Annotated in this window: 16 protein-coding genes; 3 read left to right on the top strand and 13 right to left on the bottom strand. The window is 36.7% G+C overall.

Annotated features, from left to right (window positions below):
* Positions 1-50: 50 nt before the first annotated feature.
* From AN34_RS08695 to AN34_RS08665, 7 genes are all read right to left on the bottom strand, one after another.
* Positions 51-2,330, bottom strand: a complete 2,280-nt coding sequence (locus AN34_RS08695) for a GH92 family glycosyl hydrolase (protein ID WP_036676827.1) — start codon at positions 2,328-2,330, stop codon at positions 51-53.
* A 66-nt stretch (positions 2,331-2,396) separates the two neighbouring features.
* Complete coding sequence (locus AN34_RS08690) at positions 2,397-4,607, bottom strand: alpha-N-acetylglucosaminidase (RefSeq protein WP_029284353.1); 2,211 nt, start codon at positions 4,605-4,607, stop codon at positions 2,397-2,399.
* Position 4,608: 1 nt separating this feature from the next.
* Positions 4,609-5,835, bottom strand: a complete 1,227-nt coding sequence (locus AN34_RS08685) for an acyltransferase family protein (RefSeq protein WP_051666349.1) — start codon at positions 5,833-5,835, stop codon at positions 4,609-4,611.
* A 44-nt stretch (positions 5,836-5,879) separates the two neighbouring features.
* The gene (locus AN34_RS08680) at positions 5,880-6,860 is read right to left on the bottom strand and encodes a tartrate-resistant acid phosphatase type 5 family protein (protein ID WP_029284349.1); all 981 of its coding nucleotides are present in this window, start codon (positions 6,858-6,860) and stop codon (positions 5,880-5,882) included.
* A gap of 98 nt (positions 6,861-6,958) precedes the next feature.
* Positions 6,959-8,488: a RagB/SusD family nutrient uptake outer membrane protein gene (locus tag AN34_RS08675; RefSeq protein ID WP_231625514.1), complete on the bottom strand. Its 1,530-nt coding sequence runs from the start codon at positions 8,486-8,488 to the stop codon at positions 6,959-6,961.
* Positions 8,489-8,569: 81 nt separating this feature from the next.
* Positions 8,570-11,611, bottom strand: coding sequence for a TonB-dependent receptor (locus AN34_RS08670; protein ID WP_051666347.1), 3,042 nt, complete (start codon positions 11,609-11,611; stop codon positions 8,570-8,572).
* A 52-nt stretch (positions 11,612-11,663) separates the two neighbouring features.
* The gene (locus AN34_RS08665; protein WP_029284344.1) at positions 11,664-12,551 is read right to left on the bottom strand and encodes an inositol oxygenase family protein; all 888 of its coding nucleotides are present in this window, start codon (positions 12,549-12,551) and stop codon (positions 11,664-11,666) included.
* 405 nt (positions 12,552-12,956) lie between these two features.
* Between AN34_RS08665 and AN34_RS08660 the strand changes: the two genes are divergently transcribed.
* The 3 genes from AN34_RS08660 (at position 12,957) to AN34_RS08650 (ending at position 17,190) form a co-directional block, all read left to right on the top strand.
* On the top strand, positions 12,957-13,964 hold the full coding sequence (locus tag AN34_RS08660) for a LacI family DNA-binding transcriptional regulator (protein ID WP_029284342.1): 1,008 nt from the start codon (positions 12,957-12,959) through the stop codon (positions 13,962-13,964).
* Positions 13,965-14,090: 126 nt separating this feature from the next.
* Entirely contained in the window at positions 14,091-15,719 is a 1,629-nt protein-coding gene (locus tag AN34_RS08655; RefSeq protein ID WP_029284340.1) for a sodium/sugar symporter, read from the top strand.
* Between the two features lie 55 nt (positions 15,720-15,774).
* On the top strand, positions 15,775-17,190 hold the full coding sequence (locus AN34_RS08650) for a glycoside hydrolase family 28 protein (RefSeq protein WP_029284338.1): 1,416 nt from the start codon (positions 15,775-15,777) through the stop codon (positions 17,188-17,190).
* 275 nt (positions 17,191-17,465) lie between these two features.
* On the opposite strand, the gene AN34_RS08645 is transcribed toward AN34_RS08650, so the two are convergent.
* The 6 genes from AN34_RS08645 to AN34_RS08620 all read right to left on the bottom strand — a co-directional run bounded on the left by AN34_RS08645 (position 17,466) and on the right by AN34_RS08620 (position 23,046).
* Positions 17,466-17,858, bottom strand: coding sequence for a VOC family protein (locus AN34_RS08645; protein WP_029284335.1), 393 nt, complete (start codon positions 17,856-17,858; stop codon positions 17,466-17,468).
* Positions 17,859-17,928: 70 nt separating this feature from the next.
* Positions 17,929-18,663 carry a helix-turn-helix domain-containing protein gene (locus tag AN34_RS08640; RefSeq protein WP_029284333.1) on the bottom strand — a complete coding sequence of 245 codons (735 nt, stop codon included), beginning with the start codon at positions 18,661-18,663 and terminating at the stop codon, positions 17,929-17,931.
* A gap of 124 nt (positions 18,664-18,787) precedes the next feature.
* Entirely contained in the window at positions 18,788-20,704 is a 1,917-nt protein-coding gene (locus tag AN34_RS08635; RefSeq protein ID WP_029284331.1) for a long-chain fatty acid--CoA ligase, read from the bottom strand.
* Between the two features lie 182 nt (positions 20,705-20,886).
* Positions 20,887-21,213 (bottom strand): iron-sulfur cluster assembly accessory protein, encoded by a 327-nt coding sequence (locus AN34_RS08630; RefSeq protein ID WP_029284329.1) that lies wholly within the window; start codon positions 21,211-21,213, stop codon positions 20,887-20,889.
* Positions 21,214-21,299: 86 nt separating this feature from the next.
* Entirely contained in the window at positions 21,300-21,713 is a 414-nt protein-coding gene (gene iscU / locus AN34_RS08625) for a Fe-S cluster assembly scaffold IscU (protein WP_010602054.1), read from the bottom strand.
* Between the two features lie 121 nt (positions 21,714-21,834).
* Positions 21,835-23,046, bottom strand: a complete 1,212-nt coding sequence (locus tag AN34_RS08620) for an IscS subfamily cysteine desulfurase (RefSeq protein ID WP_029284327.1) — start codon at positions 23,044-23,046, stop codon at positions 21,835-21,837.
* Positions 23,047-23,054 lie beyond the last annotated feature (8 nt).

Below are 23,054 nucleotides of genomic sequence, written 5' to 3'. Positions count from 1 at the left end.
CTTCATCAAGCTGATTTTGTATCTCTGTTTGCTTAAATCAATACGTCAAGTTATTTTTTAGATAAGGGCGGTTTTTCCTGAAGATAAAAAGTGAGCAAGCCTCCGCTAATCAATTGTTGATGCGTGATCTCATTGTTGTGCAGTATTTTTCCATTTAAAATGACCTTAGAAAGGTAGATGGCATTTTTGCTTAACCTAACTGTTTTAACATCTAATTTCTTCCCCGTGTTAAAAGAAATAGTAGTTTGATTAAATGTCGGATTGGTAATTTGATAAATGCCGGAAACCGGATCTACCGGATAAAATCCTAGAGATGCAAAAACATACCAGGCTGACATTTGTCCTGCATCATCATTTCCACTTAAACCGCCAGCACCTTCATCATATTCTTCATTTAAAATCTTAGTTACTTGTTTCTGCGTTTTCCATGGATTGGAAGTATAGTTATATAAAAACGGAATCTGATGTCCAGGTTCATTTCCATGCCAGTATTCTTTTTTCAAAAAAATAGAATCAAGTTCGTTTTCCAAATTCTTTTTGCCACCCATTAGGGTCATTAATCCTGGCATATCATGAGGAACATAAAAAGTATATTGCCTTGGTGTTCCTTCCGTAATATAAGGTTCACGGTGATCGGCAAGATAAGGTTTATACCAAGTGCCATTACTGTATTTACCCCTTACCATACCAACTTCCTGATCGAAGATATTTTTGTAGTTTAACGCTCTTTTAGAAAGTGTGTTATAGTCATTCTGCTTACCTAAATCTTTTGCTATTATCGAAAGGGCATAATCGTCATAAGCATACTCTAATGTTCTGCTTACCTGTTCCTTTTTATGGAAGGCATTTGGAATACTGTCTTCCATAGGGATATAACCATATTTTAAGTAACTATTAATGCCTCGTCTGCCTTTTCCATTCAGATAATCAGCAGAATCTGGCATTTCAAAAGCATTTTGTCTCATTAAACGGTACGCTTCTTTAATATCATAATCCCTGATCCCTTTTTGATAGGCAGAGGCAATAAAGGCAGTACTATGGTCGCCAATCATGGCTGCAGTATAGCTATTCCAGCAAGGGAAAATGGGGAGCCATCCACCTTGACTTCCCTTAATAATTAATGAATTGACGAAAGAATTGGCCAGTTGAGGTTGCAATAATTCAACGAGTGGCAACTGCGCCCGGTAAATATCCCACATCGAAAAATCATCGTAATAGTTGCCTCTACTTATCTTTTCGTTTTGATAGTTGCCTGCAAAGCGGGGATAGGAGCCATCAACATCATTAAAAAGCCTTGGATGTTGCTGAGCATGATACAAAGCGGTATAAAATATTTTCTTCTTTTTCTCATTACCATCATTGATTTTAATCTGCGCCAATGACTTTTCCCAGTCTGCTTTGGTATTTGTCCTTACAGCATCAAAGTTATTAGAATTGAATTCTTTTTCCAGATTTGCCTTTGCTGCTGCGATACTCGTGAATGAAGTTCCCGAGCGAATAATAAGTTCTTCTCCCTTTTGCAGTTTGAATCCGGCAAATACACCAATATCTTTTTTATCGCTAATGGATGGCTGATTGGAATGGGTTCTTTCAGTATAAGTACCACTGATCGTAAATGCCTTTTTAATTTGAATAAAGAAGTAGCCACTAAAACCAGCCGGTTGTCCCCATCCCTGATAAATCCGATGCACCGGATTATAACCGGAGATTTCACCTTTTTTCTGATCAACTTTAATGAAACCCTTATTTTGATCACTGTTTGGGCTAATTAAGATATATACACTATCGCTTTTCAGCGCAGTGATTCTTATCATTCCACATCGAAGCGTGGCTGTAATTTCTGTTTTTAGCTGATGTTTGGGTAAAGTAATGCTATAATAATCCGGGCTAGCAACCTCATTATCATGGCTGTAATTATCTGCCACTTCATTCCAGCTGGTTCTTAACTGACCAGATATGGGGGTGATGGTGAAGCTTCCGTAATCTTGAGTACAGGAGCCACTAATCCAGTGTGTTGCCCTAAATCCATAAATTTTCTTGTTGCTATAATAGTAAGGAGCAAGACATTTAGTCTCTGTAAGCTGTGTTTGTGGCGTCCATTGTGTCATAGCGAATGGAGGTGCAACGGCTGGTATGGTATTCGCTAACCTTTCGGTTTTATCTTCAATATGCTGACTGGCCATCGTTGTACTGGCAGAGGTGCCTGAAAATGGTTGTACATATTTTATGCGTGATTGTTGCTGCCCATATGAAAAATAGATAAGCAGGTTAACCTGAAAGAAGACTAACAAAAAGATGATCCCAGATTTTATGTAATGCTTATCTATCATGGTAATTAATAATAATTTGGTTTATGTGTGCTAAGATATTAGGTAAAGTACAAAACAATAATGAAATTACGGGTGCGCTATGGCCATTAATCTACGGTATTTTTGGTACATTTTAATTGAAGTATTTACTGGATTGCCGATAGGCTGCACCGAATAATCTTTTCTTTGATTTACCCATTTCCATTCCCATTCACTTACTTCTTCATTAAATTTTTTGAGGTCAAAAGTTGTTTTTTCATTTAATGATTGAGCAGCATGGTTAAAAAAAAGTTCCCATCTGGGTTTGTAGAAATCATTTAATAAACCGCTCCATTGCCGGCAAGCATATTCATTAAGCGGATTTTTAGCGTCTCCCCAAAGGGTAATCAAGTCTTTAGCATTCATTTCGTAAAGGGCTTTTTCTTCAGCATTTGTACCCCACTTTCTGGCTTCGCTTACCCATGGTCCAAGCAGGAAATCTTTTCTGGTTGCGAGTAATTTATCCATATCGGTAATGAGCTGAATAAAGTTTTGACTTTCTGTCTGAAATCTTTTTGAATCTTTTTTTTTGTAGGCATCAACCACTTTTCTTTGAACCGAAAGTGCATAATTAGCCATCACCTGGCGGGTTACATCTACGATATCATATTGAAAACCATCGCTTTGTTTGCAGGTTGGTGCTGCTTTTATAAATTCATCCCAGGCGGGCAACAGATCACGTTCTTCATAATTGAGTGTTGTCTTAGCCCAGCGCGTAAGAGAATCAAAAGTTGGTCTGGCTTGTATGATGGATTCTGCACCATCCCTGATGTATTTATTTTCAGGAACGGTATATACTGTTTTTCTTAAAATTTCCCAGGCTTTTAACGCATGGGGGTTTTTGTTTCCATATCTATTGAACACGAATTTTGGCAACCAAGTATTTAGGTCGATAGGAGTGGTTCGCCAGGTATTTTCCATCATAAGTTCATAGAGAACAGGATTTTGCTCAATCCCTTCCATCGTTAAACCAATTCCCTTCATCTTTCCGCTCTTTGGATCATTTAAGGCCTGGGCCGGAGCAGTGGCAACTACATCCATTCTGCCAAACAAGTTGGTGTTTCCACCGAAATTATGAAGCATATTCCAAATCCATGGCTTACCATAAAATCCTGCAGTACGTTTCCAAACTGGCTCAATTTCTGTTGCCAGATCAAGTAAAATCATTTTATCATTTGGAACTGCTTTTAAAAGTGCTTCTGTTTGTGCTTCCTTCCAAAATTTCCTGTCGCTATAAAAAAGCCATCCCTGCATCACCCATACAGCTTTTGGGTCAGCGGCCGACATGCCGTCGTATATTCTGGCACTTAGCTTACTCAAAAATTCAGGTTCGGCAGAAGGTGGTTCATTTTCATTGAAAGTATCGGCCGAATACAGGTGATCGGTACCTAACATTTCTGTTTGCTTTTGAAGGAATTTCTTTCCAATCATTGCAAACATCGGGTCTTCTGAATCCAGGATGTACGTGTCTGCAAATCCATTAGTCCAGTTGGTTGCTTTTAATTTTGCATTAGGGAATTTATTTTTAAAAGCAGCAGGTACGTGCCCTGTAAAGGCAGGCAATACAGGTTTCATTCCCAATGAACGTTGTCTTTGTAAAATTTTCTTTTGTAATTCGAAGTGGCTTTTCATCCAGGTTACCGGAAGCGGACCGCCCCAGCCATCTATATTACCCATCCAGAACCACGAGAAATAAGCAGGCCCGGTGAAAAAGCTTTTAAGCTCTTCATCTGAAAAACCCATTTCTTTGTAAAGTAAATACCATGTATATTCTTCTCCTGTTATCGCCAATGGCATATTAATGCCATGTAAGGCCATCCAGTCTATTTCTTTTTCCCATCTTTCCCAATCCCACCAGCTCATGCTGTAATTAAAGGTGCAATAATTAAGGTAGTACCGGTATTCATACGGCGTTTCTTTTCTTATTTTTCGGGTTACTTCAGGAAGGTTTTTAGGTACATTAAGGTTGGTGCCGTTCCAGGTGATCTGGCAATGTGCATATTCGGTGAGGTAGTAATAAAAGGCTGATGCCAGGGCTACACCACTGCTTCCCCTTAAAACAACTTTCTTATTTTTACTTTCTATCTCGAAAACATCCATTCCGTTTTTGGAGGCAATACCTTCTGTAATAAAGGAGCCATGCAGTTTTGGTAGTACCCTTTGAATTAGATTATTTGAAGATGCAAGATAATCTTGTGACCAACCCTGGTTGGATGTCAGGATGAAAAGTATAGCAGCGAATATAATTTTTAATTTCATGTTAGATTTTTAGGAACCACTTTTTATCGTAAAGAAACTTTAAGAGTAATAATTGTATGATTAAAATACCTGTCCATAAGCCTGCTTGTTGCCAGGCTACTGGTATTTGGTTAATGAGTCCTCCGAAAAGAAATTGCGATGAAGATTCAAAATTTAGAAAACCATGCGCAAAAATATAAATGAGAATAGAATTTGTACCCATCCATACAAAAGGCATACTCCATTTTTTTATCGATTTTACATCAATGATGTAATAGAAAATTGCAAAAAGTAAAATGCTCCAGCCCCCTGCAAAAAGAACAAATGAGCTGGTCCACATGGTTTTGTTAACGGGAAAAAATAATCCCCAAGTTAACCCAGTAGTTAAGCATAAAACACCTGTAATAAATAGGCCTGCCAGCTTTTTTGAAGTATTGAAGAGAGGAGAGGCAGATTTGATAAAAGTACCAACAAAAATACCCATCATTGCCGAACAGATTGCAGGGATGGTGCTGAGTAATCCCTCAGGATCATATACCACCCGATGCAATTTGCCAGGTAATAAAAGCCTATCAATATAGGCGGAAAGATTGCCTTCGGCTGTTAACACTCCACGACCAAAATGGGGCACAGGTATATAAACCATAAGCAGGTAATAACCAATGAGAATAGCGAAGAACCAGATAATTTGCTTTGGCAGTGAAAAATTTAAATAAATTAACGCGGCAAAAAATGTAGATAGTCCAATTCTGGCGAGCACACTGGCAAACCTTGTATTTTCATATCCATTCCATTTAAAAAGGCCATTTACAATAACGCCGAGCAAGATTAAAATGAGTGTTCGTTTAATTAAAGCTTTATAGATGGGCTTTGAAGAATGATTTCCTATGTTTTTTTGGACGAAATATTTTTGATAGGAATACGGCATAGATACTCCCGATATAAAAATAAATAGCGGGAAAATCAGGTCATAGAAAGTGAAGCCATTCCATGGTGAATGGTGTAACTGATTGCTGATACCTATTAAAATCCGTTCAAAAGTGGATAGATTTTCATTGGTGGCAATTGTCCAATCTTTAGGACTTTGCACCAAAGCATATTTTTCTTTAACACCGTTTGCCAACCCATGAAAAATTCCTTCGCCACTTACAATCCAGAACATGTCAAAACCCCTCAAGGCATCCAGTGAAATCAACCGTTTGCTTTTCTGATCAGGCAATTCTGCTGCTGTGGTTGGTGAGTTGTCCATTTTGCTGGTATAAATTAATATGGCAGGTATCCAGTTATAAAATTTTATTTTTTAATCAGGGTATTATAGATGATATAACCCTCATCATTTAATACCTGAACACGTAATTGGTTATTTGTAATAGAAAATAACATGAAACCATATTCTGAAGCCACCATTTGCGCATCAGGAATTAATTTTACAGGTGTTTTTTCAGATGCCGCGCCAGAAATAAAGTGATGGGTTTTGCCTTCTGGTTTGATGTATTGTAAGCTATGTTCGTGCCCGGTAAGGTAAACATCTACACCATAACGATCCAATACAGGCTTAAGGGAACTTCTAATGGCTTTAGTATCATATCCATCTGTTCTGCTCCCTCCGGTATACATGGGATGGTGGCCAACCACTATTTTCCATTTGATAGAAGGATCTTTATCCTCCAGGGTTTTAACTAGCCAGCGTTTTTGAGCTGTTGTGTCCTGCCCTTTAACATTTGGGCCATATTCTGCATTTTTATAAAATTCTGGAATCAGGGGATTGGTATCAATGAATGCGATTAAAACATGATTGTTACTGTCGCCGTTGATAGGGAATTTTTTGGCAAAATAACGAGCTGGCATCTTCCACCTCCGGCTGATTTTTGAATAGGCTACCTGTGCATCTGGATTGGATTTATAATCGTGATTACCTAAAATCACATACCAATCCCACTGAAGTGAAAAATCAGTATAAATATCTTCATATGAATATTTAAAGGATGGGTCTTGGGGACTAATTACGCCACTTGGATAGAAATTATCACCTGTAGAGATGATAAACTGTGCTTTAACATCAGCTGCGGTAATGCCCATTTGTTTGGCCACCTGTTTTTGATGGTCTGCACCATTACGTCCCCAATCGCCCATGGCAATAAAATTTAAGGCGGCAGGTTCTTTAATAAGCGATTTGGTTGTGAGACTGTTTTCTGACGGAGATTTTGTTAAAACCTGAGCCTGTAACGAAACAACGTAGAGTAATGGAAATAATAAAAGTAATCGTTTAATCATAGAGATGAATTTGAGTAATTTTTTCGAGATAAGCTGCAATGAGAAAGAACTTTCTCTAAATAGTCTTCAGAGAAAGTTCTTCTTAGTCAGAATTAATGCTAATTATAACCGGGATTTTGTTTCAGTTTAGGATTCAAAATCAATGCAGAAGCAGGGATAGGAAATAATCGATGGTATGTTTGTGCATCTGTTTTAAAACCCCATCTTCCTTCAAATTTACCAAAACGAATCATGTCATTACGGTGCCAACACTCCCATGCCAGTTCACGGCAACGTTCCATATATAAATCTTCTAAGGTTACCGTAGTCCATGCTGGTGAAGTTGTTCGTACTGCACGAACCTGATTTACTAAAGATAATGCTGTCTGTCCTAATGTCGGTATAGCGCCTCTGAGATTAGCTTCAGCTTTCATCAATAAAATATCCGAATATCTGAAAATAGGCACATCATTATTCTGATTTCTGTTAGATGAGGTACTGTCACAATAAAATTTATTATTTCGATAACCCATGTTCCAGGCCAGCTCATCATTTCCAGCATCAAATGGTCTGGAAACATCTCTTAAGGTAACATTTGGGGTAATATCTACCTGATAAGTTAATGAAGCTGAACCATCAGAACCTGTGTAATATTGATCATAACCTTTCTTGGTGGTACTTACTGTTACTGGTGTACCATTATTATTAAACTGTAAACCTTTAATCCATTGTGCATTTCTTTTATCATTTGGATCATTAAAGTTTGCGTAATACTCTGGTAATGTGCTCATTGGTGCGCTTGGTGTATGTTTCAAACTAAATTTTGCCTGTAATGATCTTGGTAAAGAATAACGGGCATAGAACATATATCCATTACTGAAACCCGGATCATAAGGAATAGCAAAAATAAATTCCTTAATCTGAGGTCCGTTATCAATAAAAAACATTTTTTTATAATCGGTTTCTAAACTGTAAGGCGTGCCTGTTGCAGAAATAATAGCATCACACATGGCAGCGGCTTCATTGTAACGTGCTGTTCCGGTATAAACTTCGGCATTAAGATACATTTTAGCCAATAAGGCATAAGCGGTGTATTTGTTGGGTCTGCCATAAGTTGGTGCACCTGTAATGATACTTAAGTTGGGTAATATTTCCTTAAGTTCAGCTTCAATAAAATTGAATACTTCAGTTCTGGATTTTGTTTCCGGTGAAGTGGTTTCTCCGAAGGATGTAACAATAGGCACGTTACCCCAAAGATCCATCATCATAAAAAATGCTAGCGCTCTTGTTGCTCTTAATTCTGCCACTGCTGTTACCTTAGCGCTTGATTCCGGCGCATTTTTTAGTAAGAACAAACTTTGGTTTGCCTTGCTGATCGTGCCAGAAAGCCAAGACCATCCGCTGCTTACATGCCCATTATCTTTATCCCAGCTATGTTTGTGATGTTGCTCAAAGCGGGCTCCATCATACCAGTTACCACCTCTTGCAGGCATGATTGATTCATCAGTACTTAACGACTGCATAAAGAAATAATCGGTACTCCAATTTTGACGTAATTGTACATAAACCTGACCTGTTAACTGGATATAGTGCTGATCTGTTTGCGGAAATGTTTCTGGAGTCAACTGTGTTTCGACTTTCAAATCCATTTTATGGCAGGATGTTAAAACGGTTAGTGAAAAAATAACCCCTGTTATATTTTTAATAAGATTGTTCATCTTCCTAATGATTTAATTAAATGATACGTTTAAACCGAACAGAAATGTTCTGGTTTTTGGATAAAAGTTATTGGTATCCACACCCGGTGCAGTGCCTCCCTGATTAATCTCCGGATCAATGCCTTTGTAACCAGTAATTACAAATAAATTATTTGCCGTAGTGTAAAGACGTAGATTATTTATACCCGGGATTATACCTTTTTTGAAAGTATAGCCTAATGTAGCATTATCTAATCTCAAATAACTGCCATTTTCTATAAAACGACTGGAATATTTGTATGAGTTAAAATCAGCCGCAGACTCATTTTCCACTTCAACAGGTATATTTGTAAATTGTGCAGTGTTAGGACGAAAAAGGTCGGCACGTGTAACATTCATAATTTTGTTACCTAAAACCGCTCTAAAAAACACGCTTAGATCAAAGTTTTTATACCTTACGTTGTTTGTCCAACCAATTAATGCTTTTGGTTGTGCATTGCCTAAAATATAATAATCTGTTTTATTCAATAATCCTTGTGTTTTAAGATTTCCTGCCGCGTCATAATATTGAGAAACCCCATTGGCATCTTTACCTGCATATTTAAATGTATAGAACGTACCTATAGCCTGGCCAGGTGCCAAAATCTGAAGTGTAGCACCACTTTGTCCGGCTCCATCAGGTTGAACAGTTAATCTGTTATCGATATTAAATTGACTGTCAGATAGTGTAAGTACTTTATTTACATTATGCGCAAGGTTAATTCCCGTCGTCCAGCTAAAGTTGTCAGTAGCAATGGGAGTACCATTTAATACGAACTCTATACCTTTATTACTAAGTTTACCAACATTTGCAGTCAATTGACCGGAAGGATAGAGATTTTGATCTACATCAAAAGCCAGAATCAGGTCTGTTGTTTTCTTATTATACCAATCAACTGAACCACCTAATCTACCTCCAAATAAACTAAAGTCAACACCTAGATTAGTTGTTGCAGTCTTTTCCCAGCGTAAATCTGGATTTTCATTCTGGATAGCGCCATAAGCGCCTTCTCTTGGAGAACCATTATAGTAAAACTGACCAACGGCACCATAAATTAATTTAGTAGTTAAGGGTGCAAAACCTAATGAATTTCCTGCAATACCATAACTTCCACGAAGTTTTAAAGTTCTGATTACATTTTGATTTTTTAAGAAATTTTCCTGATCAATGTTCCAGCCGGCACCAATAGAAGGGAAATAGCCCCATTGCTCATTTTTACCAAATACATTAGAACCATCCCTTCTGATGGAACCCTGAATTAGAAATTTATTTTTATAGTTGTAGTTTACTCTGGCAAAATCAGAGATCATCAGAATTTCCTGATACACCACATCTGGATTAAAGTTTACCCTGAAATCACTTACCGCATATGGGTTGCCCAAGCTCAGGTTATTGTAGCTTACTTCATTAACTGGAAAGTTGGTAGAAGTAGCTTGCAAACCATCATTGTTTAATGATTGCTGGTAAGAGTAACCAATTACCGCATTGATATCATGATCCCCAATTTTTTTGTTCCAGGTAAGGTAGGTTTCTAAGATTTTGTTGGTGTTTTGGTAAGCATTTCTTACGGCAACTCCATTCTGTCCCACTAATGAAACAAATGTAGGATTGGCTGGAGGATCTGGTGTATTTCTGACGTTATTGTAGCGTGAAGTATATATGCTATTGTAAAATGCGCCATAAACATTCTGGCTGTTTTGGTATGAAACAGAAACATCATAAGTAAAGCCAAACGGCAACTTTAAGTTGGCGGTAAGGTTTCCTAATATATTTTTATTTTTTAAATTCTCTTTTCCATTTTCCAGCATCGATACTGGATTGTAATAGCTGGTTTGAACCAAATTGTCAAAATAACTTCCGTCTGGATTTTTAACAGGTGCAGTTGGCAAATAAGTTAACATTTGTGAAAGAATCGTATTGCGGTAAGGAACCAAATCAGCATCGCTTACAGAGTTGCTTAAATTAAAACCGATTCTCAATTTATCATTAAATGCTTTTTGTTCTAGACCTATACGACCAATAAACCGACTTAATCCACTGGTTTTAATAATACCCTTTTGATTAAAATAGTTGATGCTTGCATTATAGGTGGTTTTTTCTGAGCCTCCACTTAAGGAAAGATTATGATTGTGTGACATCGCATCATTGCGTTGTACTTCATTTTGCCAATCGGTATTTGCACCTTTATCATTTGCCGGCGTTAATGCAGAATTGTTTTTTGCCAGGAAAGCACGCAATTGGTCTGCATTCATCATCTCATATCGGTTTGAAACATTTTCTATACCAAAGTAGCCACTGTAAGATAATTGTGTTTGGCCGGAAACACCTTTTTTAGTGGTCACCATAATTACGCCATTTGCAGCTCTATTACCATATATTGCAGCAGCGGCAGCATCTTTTAATACATCAATAGAGGCAATATCATCAGGCGCAAGAATAGAAATGTCAGCACCTACTACACCATCAATTACAAATAATGGAGACTGCGCACCTTCGCGTAAGGTAGAAGCACCACGCATAATAATGGCTGCATTCCTGTTCGGATCGCCACTACGGCTGATGTTTAATCCCGGAACTTTACCTTGTAACATTTGCCCAACATCACTAATCGCTCCCTTATTTAAATCATCACCTTTAACCGTAGAAATTGAACTGGTTAAGGCCTTCCTGGTGCTTTTACCATAACCCACTACCACTACATCTGTAAGTGATGAACTGGCTTCGGTAATGATTACCTGATAGGTTGATGCAGCAGCTACAGTTATTTCTTTGGTTTGATAACCTAAAAAACTAAAAACGATTTTGTCTCCGGTTTTTGCTGAAATACTGAATGCACCAGCTCCTCCGGTAGAGGTTACTTTATTCGTCCCTTTAACAGAAACTGAAGCGCCGATAATGGGCTGATTTGTGTTGTCTAATAAATTTCCAGAGATTTTACGCTCCGTTTGCGCGTATACGTTATTGAAAGATTGCCCTATCAGTAAAAGGACCAGAAGAACAAAACTATACTTAAAGTGTGTAAAGTTAATTCCCATGAGTGAGTAAAATTAAGTTCATAAATAATTGGTTTGATTTAGTTATTGTTAGTTAAAATTTAATTGTAGGAGGGAGGTATTTAGCAACCAATGCCTTGTAGTAAGGCTGTAATTCTTCCCAACTCTTTTGGTTGGGATTTTTAGAATATAAATCATATGGATTGAACAGTCTTACCCACTTAAACATTTCATGGTCTTTTTCACTCATCAAATGATCATATGCATTTTCCCGGTGTTGCGAATAAAACGAATGATAACGCAACATATATAATCCAGATTCAGGTAAATAAGGCTTCATCATGTGGTATACGTATTCATCATGCCCCCATGACATATCCACGTGATCAAGTCCGCAATTTTGCTTATAAACACCAAGTTTGGTTTGATAAACGGGATTATGGAAATCAGGGTTTGCACTAAAAAATTCTGAATACACAATTTTATCTGAATAAGCACATCCCACCGGAAAGGTATCACCAACCACTGCCCATTGCGGCTCGCCATATAAGCAAAGCACTTTGCCCATATCGTGAATTAGTCCAACCAGTACCATCCAATCTGGGTGACCATCATTACGTATTGCTTCAGAAGTTTGTAAAAGGTGCTGCATCTGATCTAAATCTGTATCAGGGTCAGAGTCATCAACCAGTTTATTTAAGAAATCAAATGCACTCCAGATCGGCATTTCTTCTTTATCAAACTTTAAATAATCAGCTTTTTTCTGCTGAACAAAATCATAAGTTTGATAAGTATGATTTAATCTGTAAAATTCTTTTACGCCATCTTTTTCAGTTTCTTCATAGTTCCTGAACTGGTCTTCTTTCTTATCTGCATTAATGCTGGTTGGATCTGGATAACGGACTAATAAATCCTCTTCCCATTGATCAAGATTTTTCAAAGGATTGTGATTATCCTTCGAAACTATGTTTTTGTTTCTCATAAGATTAGAAATGATTTGGTTAAAAAAATTATCTTTTGATTTCATAAAGTTGAGTTTTTGAATGCTTAAAACTTTATGATTTACCGTTTTTATTTACTTAAACGATTACGTAAAATTCAGTAAACATTGACCCAGGCATATTAATGAATATGCCACTAAAGATATAGTGGGAGATTAATTAGCTTATAGTCAGTGTATTTTGATAAAGCATGCTCCCTTTCTGCTGTGGTATTATTATGACAATTATTTTATATTTTCGTAACTGGAATTTGATAAACCAAAAAGAATTTATCATTCTTAGCGAATCAAATGGATAACCCTAACTAATCAATTCTATATGCTTTGTTAAGGAGAACTATTTGTTATCATAACCATAAGAATCAAACAAAACATAAATAACGAATAATGTCTGGAGAGGTTAATATTAAACGATTAGCACAAGAACTCAATATTTCTATTGCAACTGTTTCTAAGGCACTTAATGATAGCTATGAAATTAGTTTAAAAACTAAAAACAGGGTTTGGGATCTGGCTAAACAGCTTAATTATACGCCAAATCCGGCAGCCAGTAATTTAAGAAGTAACAAGACTAAAACCATTGCTGTGATTATTCCTTTTGTGGCCAACAATTTTTTTTCGAGGGCAATTAAAGGTATTGAAGAAATTGCCAGAAAATATGGTCACCATGTATTGATTTATCAAACGCATGAGGATATTGAAATGGAAATGTCTTTCACCAATAGTTTACTCAATGGGCGGGTAGACGGGATTCTTACTTCAGTATCTAGCAGTGAATATAATTTAGATTATTATAAAAATCTGGTGAAGAAAGTACCATTGGTGTTTTTTGATCGGGTTTATAAAGATTTGGATGCTTATAATGTAGCCACCGATGATTATGAAATTTCATATGATGCCACTGTTCATTTAATTGAGTGTGGCTGTAAAAAAATCGCTTATTTATATGGCTTAGAAAATTTGCCTGCTGGTAAAGCGAGGTTTTCCGGCTTTGAGGATGCTTTGCATGATAACGGATTAATTGTAGATGATCAGTTGGTGATCAAATATGTGGAGGATGAAGAACAAAATTTAAAACAAATCAGTGATCTACTAAGTCGTCATCAACCGGATGCACTTTTTTCATCCATAGAAGAGTTTGTAATTCCAGCTTACACCGCCTGCAAAGCACTCCGGTTCCAGATTCCGGAAGATATTAAAATCATAAGCTTTTCCAATCAGGCTACAGCGCATCTTCTCAATCCATCATTAACTACAATAACACAACCCGCTTTTGAAATTGGCCGTGAAGCCGCTACCTGTCTGTTTAAGATATTAAACAAAAAAGGTCATGGAGATGATCAGGACATCATTCTTAAATCAACCCTGATCAAAAGGGAGTCTACAGGGTGTTAGTGATTATTCAAATTGATTCATCGGACAGAATACCGAAAACGTTTACGTAATTAAATAAAAGTATTCCGTAGTTAAGATCATTTTTTTTCTGATTTTTAGAAAAAACCAGATATATAAATCCCCTATATGAACCACCTTTCAGCGCTTGATTGTGCCGTATTTTTTATATACTTCATTGTTGTATCTGCCTATGGCTATTGGGTTTATCGAAGTAAAAAAAAGAAGCAAACCGATACAAAAGACTATTTTTTAGCAGAAGGTTCATTAACGTGGTGGGCCATCGGGGCATCCATTATAGCATCTAATATATCTGCTGAACATTTTATAGGAATGTCTGGCTCTGGTTTTGCAATGGGGCTCGCCATAGCCAGTTACGAATGGATGGCTGCGGCAACATTGATTATTGTTGCGGTGTTTTTTCTTCCCATTTACCTGAAGAATAAGATTTATACCATGCCTCAGTTTCTGTCTCAACGATACAATAATACAGTAAGTACGCTAATGGCTGTTTTCTGGCTTTTGGTTTATGTTTTTGTAAATTTAACCTCTATTTTTTTCCTTGGTGCTATTGCCATCGAAACCATCACCGGAATCCCATTTGGTACTTGCATTATATTTCTGGCTATTTTTTCTGCCATTATTACCCTTGGCGGAATGAAGGTAATAGGATATACTGATGTGATTCAAGTAATTGTTCTGGTGGCTGGCGGATTAATAACCTGTTACATGGCTTTAAAACTGGTTGCCGAAAAACTAGATACGCAAACTGTGATGGCTGCGCTTCCATTATTAAAAAGTGAAGCCTCAGATCACTTCCATATGATTTTTTCAAAAGGTGATCAATTTTATAATGAACTCCCAGGAATTGCAGTACTGGTGGGTGGCCTTTGGATTAATAACCTAAACTATTGGGGTTGTAATCAATATATTGTTCAAAGAGCATTGGGAGCTGATTTAAAAACGGGTAGGAGTGGGCTAATTTTTGCCGCATTTTTAAAATTATTAATTCCTGTTATTGTGGTAATTCCAGGTATTTCGGCATTTGTACTTTATCAACGTGGTTATTTTCAACAGGAAATGCTTGATGCCAGCGGCGTGGTAAAACCTGATCATGCTTATCCTGTACTGATGAATTTATTGCCCGTAGGTATAAAAGGCTTGGCTTTTGCAGCCCTTACCGCTGCAATTGTAGCTTCACTTGCCGGAAAATCAAATAGTATTGCCACTATTTTTACATTGGATATTTATAAAAAGTATATTAAACCGGGAGCATCTGAAAGAAGATTGGTTGCCGTAGGACGATGGTCTGTGATAGTTGCTTCTTTGATTGCCATAGTGGTGGCACCTGCACTGCGTAGTTTTGATCAGGTTTACCAATTTATTCAGGAGTACGTAGGCTTTATTTCTCCAGGGATTTTTGCCATTTTCTTGCTGGGATTTTTCTGGAAAAAAACGACATCTCGTGCTGCACTCACTGCTGCATTATTAACCATTCCACTATCAATGCTATTTAAATTTCTGCCAGTATTAACCAATGGATGGATTGCACCGATTCCTTTTTTAAATCGAATGTCATGGGTATTTGTCATCATTATGATATTGATGATTTTAGTCACCTTAACTGATCCCAAGAGTAAAAATAATTCACAAGGTCTTGAAATTGATCGCAGTATGTTCAAAGTTACGCCAGCTTTTACCGTGGCTTCCGTAATCATATGCGGGATTTTGGCTGCCTTATACACATTATTCTGGTAAGGAATTCAAAATTTTCGAAATCAATTCTAACTATAAAAAGATAAATCAACATATAATGAAATTCAAGATCCTGATTGTTTTTGTGCTACTGTTCTCTATTCATGCCGTTGCACAACAAAAGTATAATATAAAAAAATTCGGTGCAGCCGGAGATGGGAAAACCAATGATGCTAAAGCCATTCAAAAGGCCATTGATGCCTGTTCTGCTGCAGGCGGTGGACAAGTGTTGGTGCCAGCAGGTTATGTGTTTCTGAGTGGCCCGTTTGATTTAAAGTCTTTTGTTGAACTGAGAATCGAAGGTGGAGCAAAAATTTTAGCCAGTCCGGATGAGAAGCTATACACCAAAAGTGCATTTAGGGAAAATAAAGGTGAAGGAACCATTTGGATTGGTGGCGAAAAACTAGAACAGGTAAGTATTACCGGAACAGGGATTCTGGATGGTAATGGAATTTCATTTATGGGAGAAGAAATTTTTGATTCATATGTGTTAAAACCTTTTGAAATCGTAGACCCGAGGCCTCATCTGCTTACCCTTACTGATTGTAAAAAGCTAAACATTGATGGCGTTACCTTTCAAAATTCAGCCTACTGGACAGTTCATCTCATTGGTTGTAACGATGTTTCCATTTCCAACATCACTTTATTAAATAGCATCAAAATACGAAATAGCGATGGAATAGACCTCGATCATAGTAAAAACGTAAGAATCACAAATTGTTATATTGAGTCGGGGGATGACTGCATTTGTCTTAAAAATCGCCGTGAGTTTGAAGAATACGGTGCCTGTGAAAACATTGTGATTAGCAATTGTACGATGACTTCAAGTTCTTGTGCCATTAAAATTGGTTCTGAAAATATGGATCGGATCAGTAAAGTTTTAATCAATAACTGCAACATTGTAAATAGTAATCGTGGAATCGGAATCCAAAACAGAGATGAAGGAACGGTAAGTGACGTTATTTTTTCAAATCTGGTTATCGAATCGAAGCTTTTTTCAGATGTATGGTGGGGAAAATCCGAGCCTATTTATATTACGGCCTACCCAAGGGCAACTGCAAATAATAAGGATGCTGGCTGGCGTTTACCTAAGGGCCAAACAAAGGGAAAGGTTGGTGCAGTAAGTGATATTTATTTTAGTAATATTCGCTGTATGGGAGAAAGTGGTGTTTACATCAGTGCTGAAAGTCAGGATAAAGTTTCCAATGTTCATTTCGATCAGGTAAGCGTTAAGTTAAATAAAACCACTCAAGAAGCTGGTGGCATTTACGACCGCAGGCCAAGCAATGTAGAGGGGTTAGTAAAAAGTGATATTGCAGGTTTTTATTTTGAAAACACAGGTAACATCAGCTTAAATAACAGCGAAGTAATTTGGGGCTCCAATAAACCTACTTATACAGGAAAGGCTTTAGAACAGAAAAATGTAAAGAAGATTAGCGTTGTGAATTTTCAAGAAAATACCACTCATGAATAAATAAGATTCAAATTTTTTCTATATACTTATCTGGTAATTAGCAGTGTTTATAATAAAAAGATAAGGCATTAAGCTTAAATGCAAAGTTTAATAAATTTTTTAAAAGCAATTTTGTTGCATTTATTTGGAATAATCAATTTTGATCTCTATTTTTGATCAGATTGTTAGGTTAATTAGTTGATTTATAGTGGAGGGGTAGTGGTTCACCCCTCCTTATTTTAAGCTTTTGACAAACAGTTTCTTTCACATTATTTCTTATTTTGTGAGACTACTCATTAAGGCATAGGAGAGCAGATTTCAATTAGAAATCCATTAATATCCTGTACATAAGCTACTGCCTGCCCCCAAGGTTTTACTTTTATTTTTTCTAAGGGAAGGGCACCCATTTTCACTGCATGATTAAAAACTAGTTCTACATTTTCTGTTGTGAACCCCAGTTCTATACCAAAAGGTGTTTCGCCTTTTACACTTACCTTAAAACCATTTGAAAGGTTTGAGCTGGCAAGTTGCAAATCAGCAAATGAAATGGTCGTATCACCACTTATTAGTTCTCCATAATTATTTTCTGGGGTAATAAATTTCCTTTTAAAACCAAATGCCTTTTCATAAAATTCAATTGATTCGGATACATTTTCTACGTAGAGTATTGTATAGCTAAATTTCACCATGATTTTGATTTATATTTCTTCAAATATACTGCGTATACCAAGACTTGACTTTGTAAAAACACGACAAAATCTAAAGCTGTGAAGGAACTGATCCGGTAAATCTTTTTATTTCTTTTGTAAAGTGGGCATGATCATAGTAACCAGATTCGAATGCGAGTTCGGCTAAACATTTGCCTGAAGTATTGTTTTTTATTTTCTTACTGGCAAACTGATAGCGTACAAGGCCGATAAAGTCTTTTGGACTTACACCAACCGAATTTTTAAAATATCTTTCTAATTGCCTCGGAGTGGTAAAGTGTTTCTTAGCGAGATTACTTACTTTTAATTGGCCATTTTGTTCCTGTATATCCTTAATCATCGGGATAATCGAATATTTAGGCGGAGATAATTTATGAATAAAAAAGCGATCAAGATAAGCTGATGTATATTCGTTGATATGATGAATTACAGGGAGTTCAATATCTTTAATCTCAATGCTTTGATCTGTAAATTCATGTAATGATGAAAATTTAAAAAAATAAGAAAATGCTCCGGGTTTAAACCGAACGCCCAATAGTTTGGCGTTACCAATCGTTTTATATTCTTTAAAGCACATCATTGTACCAATAAGGTAAATGGCTTCGCTTTTCATCAATATGGTGCCTGCTTCGTTACGATAATCATCCTCAATGTTAAAGATAATGTCTACACAGCCATCAGGTAGTATTTTGGTTTTGTTAGGTGCACTGCCAGTCATTTCAGAAATCCAATAGGCATCGATATAAGGCTGCAGTGCCAGGTGGGGCTGTATTTCTAAGTATGCCAATGAATTAAATCCTGTAATTATTTTTGATAGGAATCTTATTTATATTTTAAATACAGGCAAGATGACTGTTTAATTTTAATAAAAAGAAAATTCAAATAAGGGAAAGATATCAAATTCAGATTTTTTATGACTCAACCTCAATACCTTCTTCGTACATTTCATTAATAGCGTCGGTATATTTCTTTTCTACCACTCTGCGTTTAACTTTCATGGTTGGCGTAATTTCGCCTTCATCTATATTAAATGGATTGCGTTTAATTTTAAAGTTTTTTATTCGCTCAAATTTTGCCAACTCATTGGAGATTTTTTTGATATCCAACTCCATCCAATCAATAATTTCTTTTTCACTAATAAAAGCCTCTGGTTGTTCAAAAAACTCAGGCTTTAATTTAAATGTTTCTTCTAGTGTTTCTGTGTTGGGAATAATGATCGCTGTGATGAATTCGCGTTTATCTCCAATTAAAAATAGCTGATCAATTTTTGGACTCTTTAAGTAGATATTTTCAACAGGAGTAGGGTAAACGTTTTTTCCATACGCATTAACAATCATATTTTTTAAACGATCGGTAATTTGAAGATTCCCTTTATAAAAACGGCCAATATCCCCGGTATGAAACCACATGTCTTTATCAATAGCTTCGGCGGTTTCAGCAGGTTTGTTAAAATAACCTTTCATCACACAATGTCCACGAACAATCACCTCTCCCTCTTCACATTCAAATGCTTCATTAAAAGTATCGTGTGTTTGGATATTAATGATTTCTTTAGTTTCCACATCTTGAACACCTACTTCAATTCCTGGGATCACACGGCCAACAGTACCATAAACCTGTCGGTGATACTCCGTAACCGACATCACTGGTGAAGTTTCCGTTAAACCGAATCCTTCTAAAATTTTGATACCTAAATCTCCAAAAAACTCACCTACATTCTTGGGCAATGCTGCACCACCAGAAATCATAAACTTTAAGCGACCGCCGGTTTTCTCTTTTATTTTACTAAATACTAATTTTTCTGCAATGGCTTTTTTCCCAGAAAGGATTAAGCCAGGGCTATTTCCGGCTTCTTTAATTACCCGATAGTTTTTTCCAGTCTCCAATGCCCAGGTAAATATTTTAGCTTTTGTACCACCTGCGGCAGTTCCTGATTTGATGGCCTTATCATGGATGCGTTCCAATAGCCTGGGTACACAACTCATTACAGTCGGGCGAACCTCACCCATGTTTTTCGCCAACAACTCTAAGCTTTGTGCAAATGCAATTTTACAGCCTTGTGCGCAACAAACATGATAGGTTGCGGTACGCTCGAATACGTGAGATAAAGGAAGAAAGGAAAGGAAAGTTTCTGTTTGATCGATTACTGGAATTTGTTGCAAACAAACTTCTACATTCTTTACAAAATTGTAATGGGTAAGCATTACACCTTTTGGTGTTCCCGTCGTACCGGATGTATAAATAAGTGAAGAAACATCATTCGGCTCGACTAAATTTCTACATTGCTCAATTTCAGCTTTTTCTGCTGCGGTAACCTGATGTTTAAGTGCAAGAATGTCTGAAAATGCAATAACCTCAACATTTACATCAGCTGGAATGGTTACTTTTTCGAAATCTTTAAAAGCCGGGATTATATATTTTAATGCTTTACAGTTAGCGGCAACCTTTAATACTTTTCGATATAAAAAGTTATTACCTACCAGGATGCCTTTTATTCCCGAATCATTAATAATGTATGCCACTTCCTGTTCAGAAAGCGTTGGGTAAATAGAAACATTAATAACTCCTATTTGCTGAATCCCTTGATCGTAATAAACATACTCAGGCGAATTTTCAATCATCAAACCTAAGCAATCGCCTTTTTTTATACCTTTTCCTAAAAAGTATGCAGATACGGCATCAGCTCTTTTGAGCGTATCCTCATAGGATATTTCAACCCATTCGCTTCCCCGTTTATGAATTAAAAAAGTATCTGCAGGTTTATGAATGTTTTTTACAACATTTCTCAACAGGGTAGGGACTGTTGAAAATTCATTAATTAATGGCATTGCTCGTTATTTGGTGTTTGTTATAATTAACAATAATAATGCTTTTTGGTTTAAAAACGCAAATCAGCTCAATAATTTAGGGATTTTGGCAAGGCTAATGCTGTCAGAACAATTTTTTGGAAGGATATAAACGCAAAAAAGATCCCATGGATGGAATCTTTTTTGTAGATATAGTTTATTAATTAAACTGAAAAACTTTCGCCACAACCACAAGTGCGGCTGGCGTTAGGATTAACAAAGTTAAAACCTTTTCCATTTAAACCATCTGTGAAATCTAATTCAGTTCCGGCCAGATAAAGAAATGACTTCATATCCAATGCAATTTTAATTCCTTTATCTTCGAAATACTGATCGCCTTTTTGTTCTTCGTTATCGAAATCCAGATTATACGATAAGCCAGAACAGCCACCACCTTTTACAGATACACGTAAAAAGTAATCAGATCCCATTTCAGAATCCTGCATAAGGTGATCAATTTTGTCTTTTGCTTTATCGGTTATAGTGATCATGGTGTTGAGTATTTAGTATCAAGATTTGAGTATAAAGTATCAAGATTAAAAGTTATAATCTTGATACTTTATACATGCTACTAGTATTAGTGGTGCGATTTTTCCAATACAATAGCCTCTAAACCATTTTTAACACGATAATCGTTAATGGCAGATTTAATTGCATCTTCCGCCAATACTGAGCAGTGGATTTTTACCGGAGGTAAAGCCAATTCTTCAACAATATCCATATTATCGATAGATAAAGCCTCATCAATTGTTTTGCCTTTTAACCATTCAGTAGCTAAAGAAGAAGATGCGATTGCTGAACCACAGCCAAATGTTTTAAATTTAGCATCTGTAATTACGTTATCTTCACTTACCTCAATTTGTAAACGCATTACGTCGCCACACTCAGGTGCACCAACTAAACCTGTTCCAACAAATTTACTATCTTTATTTAATGTACCTACGTTACGTGGGTTATTGTAATGGTCAATTACTTTTTCTGAATATGCCATGATATTTTAGATTTTAGATTTACGATTTTAGATTTCCTTCCGTCGTAAATTATTAAATTTTATTTTTTCTTTTATTAAGATTTAAGAATCGCAATTCGTCAATCTACAATCGTAATTCTACTTAATGTTCTGCCCACTCAATTTTACTCAAGTCAATTCCTTCTTTAAACATTTCCCAAAGTGGAGAAAGTTCTCTTAAGTGGTTTACTGCTTTTTCAGTAACTGCAATGGCCTGATCTATTTCTTCTTCAGTGGTAAAGCGTCCTAATCCGTAACGGATAGAAGAGTGTGCCAAATCATCTGATAAACCTAAACTCTTTAATACATACGATGGTTCTAAAGATGCAGATGTACAAGCTGAACCTGAAGATACAGCTAAATCACTCATCGCCATCATTAAGCCTTCACCTTCTACATATTTGAAAGAAATATTCGCTACATGTGGTAGACGGTGTTGTGTATTACCATTCACGTAACTTTCTTCCATTTTATTTAAAGTAGACTCTAAACGATCACGTAAGCCAGACAAACGAATGGCTTCGCTTTCCATTTCTAATCGGCAAAGTTCACAAGCTTTACCTAAACCTACAATACCTGGAACGTTTAAAGTACCAGAACGCATGCCACGCTCATGGCCACCACCATCCATTTGTGATGTAACTTTAACTCTAGGGTTTTTCCTGCGTACGTAAAGTGCACCAACGCCTTTAGGGCCGTACATTTTATGAGCAGAGAAAGCCATTAAATCAATTCCATCTGCATTTACATCAACCGGAATTTTACCAACTGCCTGTGTAGCATCTGTCATAAACAAAGCACCAAACTTATGGGCAATGGCAGAAATTTCTTTAACCGGCTGGATAACACCAATTTCGTTATTACCATACATGATCGAAACCAAGATCGTTTCAGGAGTCATAGCGGCTTCTAACTGAGCTAAGTCAATTAAACCATCTTCCTTCACACCTAAATAAGTTACTCTTGCACCATTTTTTTCCAGGTGTTTGCAAGTATCTAGTACGGCTTTATGTTCAGTAACCGCAGTAATGATGTGGTTACCTTTTTCTTTATACATTTCAAACACACCCTTAATCGCCAGGTTATCAGCTTCGGTTGCGCCTGATGTAAAAATAACTTCTTTTTCGGTACAGCCGATTAACTTGGCTACCTGCTCACGAGCATAATCTACTCCTTCTTCGGCCACCCAACCAAAAGCGTGATTACGGCTAGCGGCATTTCCAAATTTCTCAGTAAAGTAAGGTAGCATCGCTTCCAACACTCTTGGATCTAAAGGTGTTGTTGCGTTATTATCTAAATATATCGGCTGTTTCATCTCTATTC

Origin of the sequence: Pedobacter sp. R20-19, from assembly GCF_000708265.2 — a bacterium.
GTDB lineage: Bacteria > Bacteroidota > Bacteroidia > Sphingobacteriales > Sphingobacteriaceae > Pedobacter.
Note: the sequence above shows the minus strand (reverse complement) of the source record. Positions and strands in the feature narration are given on the sequence as shown.